This window comes from Paenibacillus sp. NPDC101420 (assembly GCF_050277435.1).
Lineage (GTDB): Bacteria > Bacillota > Bacilli > Paenibacillales > Paenibacillaceae > Paenibacillus_AQ.
The window spans coordinates 815040-829397 of sequence record NZ_JBNNSE010000002.1 but is presented as its reverse complement, the minus strand read 5'-3'; the positions used below and the strand labels follow the sequence as shown (position 1 = coordinate 829397).

Below are 14358 nucleotides of genomic sequence, written 5' to 3'. Positions count from 1 at the left end.
TGTTGTAATAAAAACATTAAATACCTAAATCTTAAAAAACCACGAGATACAGTGAAACTGTATCTCGTGGTTTTTTTGCTTTTTAATACACTTGAGAATTCATTGCATTCCTACCTCTGCTGGAAGCGAATTATTTCTTGTCCCCACTGCTTTAATCACGAAATTGTAGGCTTTAGCAGAATCTATGCCGTTTAATGTATAGCTGTAACTCGTCTGACCGCTTACCGTCGGCACATACACGCTCCAATTTGTGCTAACTTTATCATTTTTCTCATAAATCCGGTAACCTCGCACCGGCTCAGGGCTATTTGTTGGTGCTTTCCACGAAAGAACTGCACGGTTCCCTGACTGTCTTACTGCGCTTGGATTTTCGACAATGCCGGGTTTGACGTCAGTCCGCTTGATACTGTAAGCATCATAGACGGCAAGGGGTTTATCTTTAACTGCTGTGTAGGATGTAAATTTCAGCACATCGTTTGTAATGGAAACATCCACGAACATTTTCTTGTTGGGCTGATCGTTTTTTGCTGCAAAAAAAGTGTCTGCGTCTGGATTAATAGCATAGAATTTCGAAGCAGCCGAGTTGCCCATTAGATACACAGTCCCTTTGGGATTCAGCACATTTCCTTGCTCATCGGTAATGACATTCTTAATCGGAACGTTGTTCAGCATTTGAAAAGACCTCATATACATATGGTCATGTCCCTCAAACACCATATCCACACCCAGCTCATCAAATACAGGAATCAGATATTTCCGGTAAAATTCTACCCGGTCGCTTTCTGCCGAAGCATTATCCCCTGAGGAATAAGCTCCCTTATGCATAGAGACGAATTTCCACTTCTTATCGGTCTTTGCCACCTGATTCCGCATCCATTCCAATTGCTTCGTGAACTGAATATCTGCTTTGTACGGCGTGACCTCTCCTTCGTATTGGGAATTGATCTGCATAAACAGTGCATCGCCGTATTCGAAAGCATATACCGACCCGTCATGAGCACCCGTCCCGACATCTTTTGGAAGATTAAAATGGTTATAGAAGTTATTATTCGGATAATCCTCTATCTCATGGTTGCCGATAATCGGTGCAAATGGCACATTGGCAAATTCTTTTTTCGGCACACCCAAGAACCACTGCCACAGCTGCTCCAGATCACCATCATCCGTTAGATCCCCTGTAAGAAGAACAAACTTGGGATCTACCGTTTTCTCAATAGCTCGCTTAAAAGTATCCTGCCACAGATCGAAATTCGATTTACTTGAGCCTTGGGTGTCGGTCACGTAGAGGAAATGGAAATCCTGATTATCCGCCTTGTCCGTGGTAAAAGAACCCGCCTCGCTCCAGCCGTCCGCATCACCGTTACCGGCCCGATATATATACTTAGTTCCAGGATTGAGACCGCTTGTAATAACCTTGTGACTAGCGAACTTTTTATACTTTTTGGAGCTTCGGTCTCCTGATGTCATTAAGGTTTCAATAACTGTTGAGCTGCCCTCATAAGATATTGCCAGTTGTTCCGGGAACTCACTTCCTCCCGCATTGGAGGCCTCCACCACTTGCACTACTGTACCTCTGACGGTTTCGGCTGTATACCAGTCAAAGGCGATACTTGTCTTTGGGTCCCCATTAAAAGTCATGTTCAGCAGCGTTGGTGTTTTATTGCCGGTATCCTGAGACTTCGTCTTAAAGCTCCAGGTAATATCGTTCTCAGGTGCCCGGCCATCCGTAGTCCCCTTAACAAGCTCTTTAGGGACGGTCACGTTGTAAGTTTTCCCGGCAATGAAATTAGGGTGACTGACTTTGACTGTGTCTTGACCGAGAAGGGAAGCAGAAATGTTGGTAAGAGGAAGATTGGTTTCTGTGATTACAACTTGATAACCACTGTCGAGACTGATGGCTTTATTAAACTTCACAGTGATCTCTGCATTAAGGGAAACATCTGCAGCCCCTGAAGCGGGAGTTTTGCTTACCTCAAGTGTGGGAGTGTCCCCAGGTTCGCCGCTGCTACGTGTTCCTTTAATTACTACATCTTTGATTCTACTTGAGCCTGAGCTGGACACTGTTCCCCCGCTTACGCTTTTCGTAGAGTTAACCACCCAGCGGATATAGAGTACATCTTGATTGTTTGTTCCCGCAGGCAAAACGAGGTTCGTTAATTTGCAGGAATTATTGGAACAATTAAAATTGTTCTGGGCTAGAACAAGGTTGCCGCCCGCAACATCTGTCCATTCCTGCTGATCTATACTGTATTGCACCTTAAAATCCCTAGGTCCTGTACTTGAAGAAGTTTGCTGTGAAGAGAGGAAGATACCTTCGAAGCCTTGGGTAGAAATCGTGGCAAGCCAGTATTTAGTGCCCGTTCCTTCATGCCAGCCCTGGTTGCGTACGCTGTTCTCACTGGGCTCATAGGTGTATGCATCCGTATTTGTTCCTATATCACGAATGGATGAAGCCGTCTGATATACTCCGCCTGTAGCCGGAAATACTCCGTTCTCGCCTTTGTCTTTAAAAATCCACTGGGCAATCGTTTCCTGAGCTGCAGTTACTTCGCTTGCAAGATCTTCCTCATTTCCCTCCCTTCCTGCTGAAACAAAACCGGTCAACTCCATGGCAAGCAGCAAACCTATAACCATTAGACTGATTACCTTGGGAAATCTGTTTTTGAGATAAGATTGGTGGTTATCCATTCGACCCATCTCCCTCTTCATTAATCTCACTTATCATCGAACCGCCGTCACCGAGAAGAACGGCGGTTCTGTCTACCCTTACAATCCTCTTATTGAAGTTCCCAGTCGGTGACTTGAAGGACTGCCGAATCTGCACCCTTCAGGTCTGTCTCTCCCATGTTGAGCAAATTGCTCCACTGCTTCACACGGTTCTTGCCGTTTGGCGGATCGTTATACTCATTAGTATCTACAATCTTGGTCCGTTCTTTATAGAACTTGGTCATGAAAGTCTTCTCATCCGTGCTGCTTCCTGATTTACCCAAAAGCCCTTGAAGAGTCTCGGAACCGCCGGTAGCTCCATGGTTCAGCGCTGCATCCACGAAGGAACCAATAGTTAATGCCGAGTTAAAGCCGCGATTGCGGGCCTGCTCCACACTGTATTTAATGTAGATATTGTAGAACGTTTTCCACATAGCCTCTCTCCACTCGGGATCATTTTGCAAATTGCCGATTTTTCTGCAGAAGCTCTCTTCGCTTTCATTGATTTCGAGGATCTTCCCTTTCATCGAACCCTTGACACCAATCCGGGCCAATGCGCCTTTAACCGAAGGATTACTCGCGCCTTTGGCAGCATCATATGCCTTGAACAGATCCGGACCGTCGGGACCGGTATCATTTGAGCCGCCTGTAGTCGCACCGAATATTCCAATCGTATATCCGCGGTCATCATCAATATCTTCACAATATCCGTAAAAATTGATCCAGTTCAGATCGTCCTGCTCCGGTTTGTTGACAAGCATCATAATATTGTTCCACTGCTCACCATCCAGACCTGTGTTGTCGCGCAAGAATTGAAGTGTTGCCGGTGAGAAATTAGAATCAGGGTTCCCTGCCGCATAACTTTTCTGTTGAGATGCACTGGACAGATAGCCATAAGAAAAAATCATTGAAAAACTGAGCAGGATCATCAATGAAAATCTCATCTTCTTGGAAACCTTACTATTCGTTGAATTAAGCACCGCAATCTCTCCTTTGATTAAATAGTTTAAGCGCTTTAACTTTGAGTGGCAGCGAACCTTATCCCCAACCTAGCTGAGCATGACAGCCCTCCTTTTTCCAACACTTGGTAATTCAATTTAAGCTTATCTCAAAAAGTTTGTCCAAACAGCACGTATTTTCTTGTAATTATTAATTTTTATACATATATTGCTATAACCCCTAGATTAAGTCTACAATCCTCTTAGGAGGTGCTGAATGAAACCGGTATTTTATGAGTCTACTCTTTTTGAGATCAGCCGCAAGAAACAGGTATACACCAGCATGCCTTCAAGACACTATCATGATGCATATGAGATTCTGTATTTAATATCCGGGGATTTTTATTATTTTATAGGGGACAGAACCTACCAGGTTGCGGGCGGTACGTTGCTATTTATGGATATTCACGAAATGCACAAACTGGTTAATTCCGGCTGCAATATGTATGAACGGGTTACACTGCTGTTTAAAAAAGAATTCCTGCAGCATTTTTGTACCGGTGGTCAAAGTGAGGAACTGCTCGAATTGTTCAAAAGTGATTACCGCGCTTTGAAGATGACCGGTATAGATCAGTATTTCATCGAACAGCTTTTTCAGAAGATGATTCAGGAGGGGAAGAAGCAAGCACGCGGATATGAACAGTACCAACAACTATTATTGGTGGAGTTGCTCCTCTATCTTAATCGTAAACTATTCGACAGCCGTGTTGCTCCAATGGTGGAATCCAATCGTACACACAAGAAAGTCCTGGACATCGTTAATTATGTAAATCAACATTATATGGAACCGCTTAAGCTCTGTGAGATTTCACAGAAATTCGACATAAGCTCTTCCTACTTATGCCGAACTTTTAAAGAAGCCACCGGGTTCAGCTTCATTGAATATATCAATAACATCCGCATTAAAGAAGCGCGTGATTTGCTGGTTGGCTCTTCTTTTAATGTTACTGAAATTGCGGGAATGGTTGGGTTTGATAACACCTCCCATTTTGGACGAACCTTCAAATTATTGATGGGCATCTCGCCGCTCTGCTTCCGCAAACAATTTAAGTCTTAACAGCAAAAACACTGGAATATGTCAAGACATTTCGTCAAGACGAACAAATTGCAGGTTTCTTGCCTGCAGTTGGTTTAGCACTTCCTCTAAAGATTGCAGCATAAAATAAGGAGCATGCCGGTCCGCGCCCACAGTCTCACCACTGTCGTGAAGTAGGACAACGGAGCCATCGGTGATTTTACCTAACAGAGTGGCCTGCATCCGGGTTTGACAGACCCGGGTGTTCCAGTCGCCTGCCTTCAGCGACCATAGAACAATTCGATACTGTTTGTATCGAAAGAAATCAAATAGATTGATTAATCCCCAGGGTGGACGGTAATGATTGGGTCGGGTTCCGACTATAGACTCTATAATATCAGCAGAGCGGTCCAGATGTTCTCGCCTAATCGTACGGGGCAGCATCAGCCAGTTAGAGGTATGACAATAATTATGGATGCCAATCTGATGGCCTTCCCGATCCATTCTTCTGATCAGGTCTGGATACTGCTCCGCTCTCGATCCTAGCACGAAAAAAGTAGCCTTCACTTGATGCAACTTCAATAAATCCAGCAATATCGGCGTATATTTCGGATGTGGCCCATCGTCAAAAGTGAATGCCACCTGTTTTTTTACCGTTCCTTTGCGAAAGACACCAAAGCCGCTCACTCGCGTAATCAAACTCGGAATAAACATGTAAAGAGTGGCGGTACATAGTATTCCTCCTATTAGATATGTAAGTATGATTACACCTCCTTATAACAAGCTTAAGTCCTATCCAGAGTAGTTCTGTCCGGGTGAGAATCTATTTTTCAGTGAGGCGCGTGAATGGATCAGTAACATCGGGACCAGTTGCTCTGTTCGCCGATTGATTCTTTGTCTCCCTTCCGGATGCATAGCAGACAGAAGCAATCGAAGATAAATGGTGGTGATGCGTTCAAAAACACCGGACTTTATATTTTGCTGTTCAAAACCAAGACCGTGTGTTAATCCCCGATGGAGCAGTGTAATCCCCAATAAAGCCTTGACCTGCCTGAACTCGGACTGCGATTCGAAGGCTTCATTGATTTGCTGCATTGATTTACGCAGCATGCGAGCCGTTTGGAGTGCAGCACGATCCGATCCTTCGGACTGGATCAACTTCAGAATGCTTCCATTATCGAGGTGGAGCTCTCCCACCCACTCCCCCTGGTTGATGACCGTGGCGTCCTGGCATACAATTGGCTGTCCCCGGTGTTTTTTTAGCATCACGGTACATATACCAAAACGCGACTTATGTGATCCGCGAAAATGTGAAAGCAACGCAAAAGCTTTTTCCCACATCATCCAGACGGATTGCACCGTGGTTTTACGTATTTTGAAACCCAACTCATCCACCATCCTTAATACGGTTATAGTCTCTCATTTCATACATTGTACATAACGGAACTTTCTTTTTTCTTATCCGATTCTTACAAAAATCTTAAGACTGTTCGACTGCAACAAGGAACATAATGAACTAGATTTAATCTTTTTTAACGTCTACTTCTATTTGACGTTATTCACCGGGATTTCTCTGCGCGTATATTAAATTTTTATACAACTATTTTCATTAGGACATAAGCTTCTCCAGACCACATTGCGGGTCCCATGTGACTTCAAAGTAAAAAGGTAACTTCAAATGAAGTTACCTTGAATAAACAATCGTTATGATGTCATTTCATCGTTTTTTGTTTATTGATCACAAATTTACTGGCTGTTTAACTCCCCTGCCTCCTCATGATGAATAAGACATGCTGCTATCAACCCAATGCACAGAATACATTCCAATAGAAGAAACGTAATTAAATAACTTGCATGACTCATCAATTGAAGCGAGATAATCGGACCAAAGCTTGTGCCTGTAAACAATATAAAAGTATATACAGATACAGCTATCCCGCGCATCTTGCCGCCCACTTGCCCAACAAGCGAAACAAGTGAAGGAACGGCTAGTGCGATCCCCCCACAAAAACGATTCTCATCACAATAAGCAGCGGCAGATTAGAAATCATCCCCATAGACGCCAAACCAATGATCGCTAGCAGCAATCCACCGCGAAGCGTTATACCTACGCCGACATGCTTGGATATTCTTCCAGCGAATGGAGAAACAAGCATAAGGCAGAGTTACCTAACATCAAGTATTATTGCTTTCCATTAACGTACCTATTCTTGCCACACCACTCTTGAGCGCCGCTCGAATAACCGCTTCCCGGATACGTTCCACTACCCGTGGATCAAACGCATTCGGCATAATATAAGTTTCATGAAGATCACTGGCGTCAATTACCGAAGATATCGCCTCTGCAGCAGCCAGTTTCATATCTTCATTGATTTCAGTGGCGCCACAGTCAAGGGCTCCACGAAAAATACCGGGAAAACAGAGAACATTATTGATTTGGTTAGGAAAATCGGAGCGCCCTGTCGCCATAACCTTGACGTAAGGCGCGGCAATTTCAGGATCAATCTCCGGAGTAGGATTGGCCATGGCAAATACAATCGGATCAGCAGCCATTCTTTTTACATCACCTAGCTTTAAGGCACCTGGGGCGGATAGTCCGATAAATACATCGGCACCCTGAATAACTTCAGATAAGGTACCTCTCTCCAGATGAGGATTCGTAATTAGTGCAAACTCGCTCCAATGCGATTTATCGTAATGGACAGCACGGTTAATTGCACCCTGGCGGTCCACACCGATCAAATTTACAGCACCGGCATGCAGGAGCATCTTAGATACGGCGATACCGGCGGCTCCAATACCATTGACCACTATCTTTACATTCTTAATGTCCTTGTTGCATACTCTTAACGCATTCAAAATTCCAGCCAGTACCACAATCGCCGTTCCATGCTGATCGTCGTGGAAGACTGGAATATCGAGCTCCTGCTTAAGTCTCGCTTCAATTTCAAAGCAACGAGGCGAAGAAATATCTTCGAGATTAATACCTCCGAAGGTAGGGGCGATTGCTTTGACAATCGCGATAATTTCTTCGGTATCTTTTGTATCCAGGCAGATTGGGAAAGCGTCCACATCTGCAAACTGTTTGAACAACGCTGCTTTGCCTTCCATGACCGGCATGGCTGCTTTGGGACCGATATCGCCAAGTCCGAGTACAGCTGTTCCGTCACTAACGACCGCCACCGAATTTTTCTTAATCGTATATTCGTATGCTTTATCTTGGTCTGCGGCGATAGCCTGACACACTTTAGCTACTCCGGGTGTATATACCTTGGATAAATCCTCCATGCTTCGAATAGGGTTCTTCAAGCCGGTCTCCAGCTTGCCGCCAACATGCATCTTCATTACTTCATCCATTATTTTCATTACTGTTCCTCCTGTTAATTGCAATGTATTTTTCTCTATAAGCTTTCTGGCTGTATGCTTGACATCCTAATCAGCTCCAAAACCGCAATAGAATAGTTGCCACAATAACGGTGCTGACGCCGCCGATCCGGGTGGAGATCTGGGCAAATGGCATGAGCTGCATACGATTGGAGGCAGAGAGAATGGCTACATCTCCGGTTCCACCCAAGCCGCTATGGCAGACGGTTACAATTGCCGCATCGACAGGGTACATATTGATTTTTCTTCCCACAAAATAGCCGGAAACCACCATGCTGAAGACGATGGCGAGGCAGGTCAGCACATAAGGTACAGAGATAATGGCAGCTACATCCTTCAGAGGAACATACAGCATGCCCAAACCTACCATGAGCGGCCATGTCAGGTTACCAGCAACGAACTTATACAACTGGTAAGCCCCATTTTCGAATCTTTCGGGAAGCGCCTTGACACATTTGATCAGTACGGCCATCAGAATCATGACAATCGGTCCGGGTATCCCTAAATAATCTGCAAGCAATGCCCCAACAATGAAGAAACTGCATGCGATCAGAAGTCCCGCACCCATCATCATGAAATCTTTGGGTTTGTTATCCGGATTGTCATGCTGTAGATCGTCACCGGATTTGACTAGTGTACCGTTACCGCTTAGATGGGGCTTTTTCTCGCCCAGACGTTTCAGGAAGCCCGCCACAATGATGGCGAATACGTTGCCGATAATTGCCGACGGGATCATCTGCGATACGTAATAACCCGCTTCGTGTCCACCCAGAATGCTTGAGTATGCAATGGAGAGAGGAAGAATGCCTTCACCGATTCCACCGCCAAGGATCGGTACGATAATAAAGAAGAAAGTATGATACATGCTATAACCTGTGAGCGTTCCTACCAGTAGTCCTCCCAGAACTGCGGCAATCGTCCCGACGATCAGCGGGATGAAGATCCGCGTAATACCCGCTACCAGTGTTTTGCGGTGCATACCGAGCATACTGCCACTCACCAGGATGGAGATGTACAAGTACAGAAAGTTGGCCTCTTTCATCAATGTAGTGACAGCGTCTGTCACAGTAGAGTTGAACAAATTCAAGTAAATTAACAGGGATGGGATCATAAGGGCCATGATTGCGGGGCCGCCTATATTTTTCAACAAGGGAAGCTTCATACCGATATCACTCAGCAGAATACCCAGAACCATAATGACAGCGAACCCTCCAATCATGTCATTCGGTAGCTTCCCCGCCACACTTGCAAGAAGAATGACCACTGCCAGAGCTAGATACACAGGGAGCGGAAAGACACCCACCTTAAATTGCTTACATTTTTGAATGAAGGCAGCCTTTTCTGGCAGGGGACCTTCCTTTCCTTGGGAAACAGGTGATGGAATCGTATTTTGCATTTTTCATTTCCTCCTAAACTCTTTTCTAGCCTTATAGTAGCGGAAATGAAAGCGCTTTTGTTTTTACGTAATTATTGATTGAATTATAAAAATTATTAAAGTAAGCGCTATCAAAAATAGGCAATCAAAAACCGCCGATTCCTTATAAAACACGGAACCGGCGGCCCACTCCAAAAAATTATATGAATTTAGAAATCACAGAACTGCCGCGGGAAGACATGCGATATCGCTGTACAGGTCTTCCTATGGTGCCATAGTTCAATTCACTGTTCAGCGCTCCCATATCTGCGAGGACGGCAAGATATTTCCCGACCGAAACCCGCGAGATTCCGGAACTAACTGCAATCTCTTCAGTGCTAAAGGAATTTGCATTATGGGTCTCCACCGCTTTCCAGACCGTCCGCAATGTATGCCGGGTAAAGCCCTTGGATAAATCCTGAACGGCCGAGGGCTCTTTCCTATACCCGGTTAGCTTATCTAGTTCAGACTGATCCAGGGAATCCTGATTGCGGAACAGAAAATTCTGCTCCTTGTAGGCGGAAAGGGCTGCGAGAAAGCGTTGAAACTCAAACGGTTTGATAAGGTAATCGACTGCACCGTTCTGAAGCGCGTCTCGGATACTGTCCTTATCGCTCGCAGCTGAAATGATAATCACATCTATTCGTTTACTGCCTCGACGGAGAGCGGACAGCAGCTCCAATCCATTGCTCTCTTTCATGTAAATATCCAGCAGAATCAGCTCGAAAGACTCATCTGCCAATTTGATCAGAGCTTCACCCACTGATTTTGCCCAGCCTTTACACTGAAAACCTTCCACTTGCTCCAGATAGAATTTATTCATCTCGGCTACCATCGGATCATCTTCTACAATCAATACACTAATCATTGACCATCACTCTTTGCTCGATAGGGTAAACTAACCGTAAATCGAGTCCCTTCTCCCTTTCCTGTTTCACAAACAATCTTACCTCCCATAGCTTTAAGGCTCCGCTCAACCAGATACAAGCCGATGCCTCGGTCATTTCCTTTTGTCGAATACCCCTGTTGAAAAATAAGCGGCAATTTCTCATCTGGGATACCGCTTCCATTATCGCTAACCGTAACTATCAGCGTCTTATCCTGATATTGAAAGCTGAAATGAATATATTTGCTGCCTCTACCTTCCGGCGCTTCCATTGCATTATCCAAAAGATTACCGACTATCGTAATGAGTTGGCAGGAGCGTTCCGGATCGCTAGGCTCCGGCAGAACCCCATCCTCCAGAAGCACCAGCCGAACTCCGGCTTCTCTGGCCCGGCTCAGCTTACCCAATAGAAATCCCGCCATCACAGGGTCCTTCACTTGTCTCACCACCGTTCCCATCTCTGCCTGTGTTGTTGTGACAGTACTTGTTATATACGCCTCCAACCGATCATACCTTTTCATATGTGTTAATCCTAATATTACATGCAGCTTGTTCATAAACTCATGCGCCTGGGCACGCAATGCCTCAGCATATAAGGAGATGCCAGATAACCTTTCCATAAGTATGCTGATCTCCGTCTTATCACGGAATGTGGCAATTGCACCTTCTACAGCTCCCTTTACATGAATGGGAACCACGTTTGCCAGTAACGTAACACCGCTATGCTCCACCTCCAAGTCCTGGCTGGCTTCACCGGTTTTGAGCACTGTATTCATCCGCAGTGATGGCCAAAAGCTCTCTACCGACTGGTTCAAGGGATCATCCTGCATGCCAATGGCTGCAAGCAAACGCCTGGCTTCTGTATTAATCAAAGTAATACGTGACTCTTTATCAACGGCAATGACTCCCTCCCTAACTGACTGTAGCATGGAGTTACGCTCTTCCAAAAGCTTAGCAATAGCGGCCGGTTCCATGCCAAACATCATTTTTTTGATAACACGTGCCAGCAGAAATGCTCCCGCAGCCCCTATTAGACTGCCTATAAGCAATCCCCAATAAAGGATTCCCACGTTCTCTCTTATGGCAAGTCTGATGTTTCCCAGTGATATCCCTACTGCCACCGCTCCTAATTGTTTCCCACTTGCAGAGAAGACAGGTGAAAACGCTCTTACAGATGGGCCCAAAGAACCCTCGGCTTCCGAAATGCTTTCCTGCCCCTGCAAGACTGCGGCTTCGTCGCCACCGATAAAATGCTTACCAATTTTGTCCTTGTCCGGATGGGAATATCGGATCGCATTCATATCCATGACCACAACAAATTCCACATTATTCAACAATCGGATTTCCTCAGTGTAGCTTTGCAATTCAGACGAGCTGCGTGATTTGTTTAACGCTTCAATAATTAGAGGGTTACGCGATAACGTACGGGAAATGATCACAGCCTTTTGTTCCAACGAGGATTTTGTTTGTGAGGAAACCTTTATACTAAATAGCACATAGACCACTAGCAGCATTATGATAAGAACTGCACCAATCATCAAAGTAATTGTTGTTTGCAGCCGAAGTGTATGTTTGCCAATTTTCATCAGCTGTCCCTCCGGAAATTTTTCTTCATTCTAACGTATACGTGCAAGGATGGCTATGACCTTATACGCTACACCGTTATAATAAAACAACAAACGCATGGCTAAGATGAGCCCAAGCGTTTGTTTGCCTAGCCGAAAAGAGGCAGGAGGATAACTTATTGTGCTTTTACGAATTCAGCGGATTTTATACCCGTTTGGCGGCCGAAAATAATGATTTCCGCAACAGAGTTACCGCCGATCCGGTTTTGACCATGCAAGCCTCCGGTAACTTCTCCTGCTGCAAAAAGGCCTGGAATCGGCTGTCCGTCTTTATTTAAAACTTCTGTGTTGGTGTTGATTTTCACGCCTCCCATCGTGTAGTGAATTCCCGGGCCGATTTTAATTGCATAATATGGCGCGCCGGACAAGTCATTATCCATTCCGGTTGTTCTGCCGAAGTCGGCATCCTGTTTATTCGTCACCGCGCTTTTCCAGCTGTCCAGTGTGGTTTTCAACTGATCTGCCGGTACGTCCATTTTTATTGCCAAAGCCTCGATCGAATCTCCTTGGATAACGAAGCCCATTTTTTCATATTGTTCAATCGCTTTAGCGCGAGATTTTACGCCGGAATCAAATACAAGAAACGCAGATTTCTCAGGAAGCTTATTGATTGCAGCGGTGACATTATCTCTTGTATCCAGTTCGTTTGTGAAACGTTTGCCCACACTTGAAACCAGGATCGCTCCTTCCCCACGAACAGCCTCCCCAATGAGATAGGATTTTTCCTGCTGCACAGTCGGGTGAACTTGGATTTGATCCATATCGACTGTGGTACCGCCGAGCTTCTCAATCATCTTGATACCGTCACCGGTGCTGCCCGGCTGGTTGGTGGTAACATACCCCTCCAAATCAGATCTGACTCCTGAAATCATATCTAGATTAGCGCCGAAACCGCCGGTTGTCACCACGACAGCAGACGCTGTAATCGTTTTCTCCTCCGTTTGGTCAAAGATGACTTTGACGCCATTGACCTTACCGTCTTTTTCGGTAATTTCTTTGACATTGGCGTTAACAAAAAGGGGAATGCCTTGTTCTTGTACGTTTTTCACCAAACCTTTGACAAGGTATTGTCCTACTGCAGAGCCATCTTCAGGACGGTGTGTACGTTTTTCGTTCATCCCGCCTGTAATCGTGATATTATTCAATCTAATCCCGATAGAATCCAGCCAATCAATCGCACTTGCGGAATTGTCTACGAAGAAACGAAGCATCTCTTTATCGTTCGTATCGTGGCCACCTTTTAAGGTCTCTTCATAAAACAGATCATTGCTGTCTTCAATACCTTGCTCTTTTTGGAATTTCGTTTCAGAAGCATTCATTCCCGAAGATGATTTTGTTGTATTCCCGCCGGCAACCGGCATTTTTTCAAAAATAACCGGGTTCATACCTTTTGCTCTCGCCTCAAGAGCAGCAGACATTCCGGCACCGCCTGCACCGATAATGATGATGTCATATTTATCTTTTAGTTGATCGTACGGTGTATAGCTAGCTTTGGATGCTCCCGAAACGGCTTCAGTTTCCTTTGTCTCGTTGATCTTGCTGGTGTTCTTGTTCCCGTTTCCATTGCTGCTGTTGCTATTGCCACATCCTGTGATAACAAGCATGACTGAGAGAACGAGAATAAGAGCAGTGGTTACTTTTTTATTCATGTTATAGCTTTGCCCCCTTGTGAATATTTTTACAATCAGCTTAACGGCAAAGGCCCTGCTCTTGAAAGTTTATGTAACTAAAAAAAACGTTTTGTAACTAAATTAATCACTGCAATGTGTACGAAAGACCACCGGTTAGGGGCATGGCTCAAAAAAAGAAGAGCCTTTAGGCTCTCCTTCGTTTACAAGATCGCTTTCATCCGATTGTTTCTTGGATTATGCTCTACTTCCGCAAGACCCAATTCTTCGAGCAACGGTGGGATATACATTCCGAATCGCCCCCGAAGTCCCTTCTTTAATCCATACCAACCGCCGACAGGGTTTTCAGGTGAACGCCCCCATGCTTCAACGGTACCTTCTTTTGCTGGTTTTTGCTCATCAGCACTTCCTAACTCCATCCAATCACCATTTTGTATAAGCATGGCGTGCAGATCTTCAATACAGCGGTAGTCATAATGCAAAACCGTTTTCCCTACAGTGCAAACTATAATTTCTTTACCGTCTTTTTCGACCTTATACATTTCATACTCGGATGTTTGCGGTGGTGTCTTTAACTTCCAAGGATTTTCCTTGGTTCCTGTAGCTGTCGTCATATTTTCAACTCCCAAAGTAGCTCACAAAATTAGTAAGTTCTACTCATTTTATTATATTTGCATCACCTTACTATACTTCATTACCTTT

At 44.9% G+C, this 14358-nt stretch carries 11 protein-coding genes and 1 pseudogene; 1 reads left to right on the top strand and 11 read right to left on the bottom strand.

Annotated features, from left to right (window positions below; genetic code table 11):
- Positions 1 to 99: 99 nt before the first annotated feature.
- The gene (locus ACQKMP_RS12525; RefSeq protein ID WP_427469493.1) at positions 100 to 2688 is read right to left on the bottom strand and encodes a metallophosphoesterase; all 2589 of its coding nucleotides are present in this window, start codon (positions 2686 to 2688) and stop codon (positions 100 to 102) included.
- A gap of 89 nt (positions 2689 to 2777) precedes the next feature.
- Positions 2778 to 3650 (bottom strand): chitosanase, encoded by an 873-nt coding sequence (locus ACQKMP_RS12520; RefSeq protein ID WP_076286561.1) that lies wholly within the window; start codon positions 3648 to 3650, stop codon positions 2778 to 2780.
- Between the two features lie 271 nt (positions 3651 to 3921).
- On the opposite strand from ACQKMP_RS12520, the gene ACQKMP_RS12515 reads away from it, so the two are divergent.
- Positions 3922 to 4761, top strand: coding sequence for an AraC family transcriptional regulator (locus ACQKMP_RS12515; protein WP_042189655.1), 840 nt, complete (start codon positions 3922 to 3924; stop codon positions 4759 to 4761).
- Positions 4762 to 4782: 21 nt separating this feature from the next.
- Here the strand turns inward: ACQKMP_RS12515 and ACQKMP_RS12510 are convergent, their stop codons facing one another.
- From ACQKMP_RS12510 to ACQKMP_RS12470, 9 genes and pseudogenes are all read right to left on the bottom strand, one after another.
- Positions 4783 to 5433 carry a polysaccharide deacetylase family protein gene (locus tag ACQKMP_RS12510; RefSeq protein ID WP_427469492.1) on the bottom strand — a complete coding sequence of 217 codons (651 nt, stop codon included), beginning with the start codon at positions 5431 to 5433 and terminating at the stop codon, positions 4783 to 4785.
- 78 nt (positions 5434 to 5511) lie between these two features.
- Positions 5512 to 6117, bottom strand: coding sequence for a YkoP family protein (locus ACQKMP_RS12505; protein WP_427469491.1), 606 nt, complete (start codon positions 6115 to 6117; stop codon positions 5512 to 5514).
- 348 nt (positions 6118 to 6465) lie between these two features.
- A pseudogene (locus tag ACQKMP_RS12500) lies at positions 6466 to 6875 on the bottom strand (MFS transporter); the annotation flags it as partial.
- Positions 6876 to 6894: 19 nt separating this feature from the next.
- Positions 6895 to 8085, bottom strand: a complete 1191-nt coding sequence (locus ACQKMP_RS12495; protein WP_427469490.1) for an NAD(P)-dependent malic enzyme — start codon at positions 8083 to 8085, stop codon at positions 6895 to 6897.
- A 70-nt stretch (positions 8086 to 8155) separates the two neighbouring features.
- On the bottom strand, positions 8156 to 9499 hold the full coding sequence (locus ACQKMP_RS12490) for a 2-hydroxycarboxylate transporter family protein (protein WP_427469489.1): 1344 nt from the start codon (positions 9497 to 9499) through the stop codon (positions 8156 to 8158).
- Between the two features lie 178 nt (positions 9500 to 9677).
- Complete coding sequence (locus ACQKMP_RS12485; protein WP_427469488.1) at positions 9678 to 10385, bottom strand: response regulator; 708 nt, start codon at positions 10383 to 10385, stop codon at positions 9678 to 9680.
- Positions 10382 to 11989: a DcuS/MalK family sensor histidine kinase gene (gene dcuS, locus ACQKMP_RS12480; RefSeq protein WP_076286517.1), complete on the bottom strand. Its 1608-nt coding sequence runs from the start codon at positions 11987 to 11989 to the stop codon at positions 10382 to 10384. Before dcuS ends, ACQKMP_RS12485 begins: the two co-directional genes overlap by 4 nt.
- Before the next feature lie 155 nt (positions 11990 to 12144).
- Complete coding sequence (locus ACQKMP_RS12475) at positions 12145 to 13677, bottom strand: flavocytochrome c (RefSeq protein ID WP_427469487.1); 1533 nt, start codon at positions 13675 to 13677, stop codon at positions 12145 to 12147.
- Between the two features lie 182 nt (positions 13678 to 13859).
- Positions 13860 to 14270, bottom strand: coding sequence for a DUF6855 family protein (locus tag ACQKMP_RS12470; RefSeq protein ID WP_042189670.1), 411 nt, complete (start codon positions 14268 to 14270; stop codon positions 13860 to 13862).
- Positions 14271 to 14358 lie beyond the last annotated feature (88 nt).

Bases quoted from the DNA above. Each gene is read 5' to 3' on its own strand.
- ACQKMP_RS12525 (WP_427469493.1), bottom strand. From the start codon at position 2,688: ATGGATAACCACCAATCTTATCTCAAAAACAGATTTCCCAAGGTAATC.
- ACQKMP_RS12520 (WP_076286561.1), bottom strand. From the start codon at position 3,650: ATGAGATTTTCATTGATGATCCTGCTCAGTTTTTCAATGATTTTTTCT.
- ACQKMP_RS12515 (WP_042189655.1), top strand. From the start codon at position 3,922: ATGAAACCGGTATTTTATGAGTCTACTCTTTTTGAGATCAGCCGCAAG.
- ACQKMP_RS12510 (WP_427469492.1), bottom strand. From the start codon at position 5,433: ATGTTTATTCCGAGTTTGATTACGCGAGTGAGCGGCTTTGGTGTCTTT.
- ACQKMP_RS12505 (WP_427469491.1), bottom strand. From the start codon at position 6,117: ATGGTGGATGAGTTGGGTTTCAAAATACGTAAAACCACGGTGCAATCC.
- ACQKMP_RS12495 (WP_427469490.1), bottom strand. From the start codon at position 8,085: ATGAAAATAATGGATGAAGTAATGAAGATGCATGTTGGCGGCAAGCTG.
- ACQKMP_RS12490 (WP_427469489.1), bottom strand. From the start codon at position 9,499: ATGCAAAATACGATTCCATCACCTGTTTCCCAAGGAAAGGAAGGTCCC.
- ACQKMP_RS12485 (WP_427469488.1), bottom strand. From the start codon at position 10,385: ATGATTAGTGTATTGATTGTAGAAGATGATCCGATGGTAGCCGAGATG.
- dcuS (WP_076286517.1), bottom strand. From the start codon at position 11,989: ATGAAAATTGGCAAACATACACTTCGGCTGCAAACAACAATTACTTTG.
- ACQKMP_RS12475 (WP_427469487.1), bottom strand. From the start codon at position 13,677: ATGAATAAAAAAGTAACCACTGCTCTTATTCTCGTTCTCTCAGTCATG.
- ACQKMP_RS12470 (WP_042189670.1), bottom strand. From the start codon at position 14,270: ATGACGACAGCTACAGGAACCAAGGAAAATCCTTGGAAGTTAAAGACA.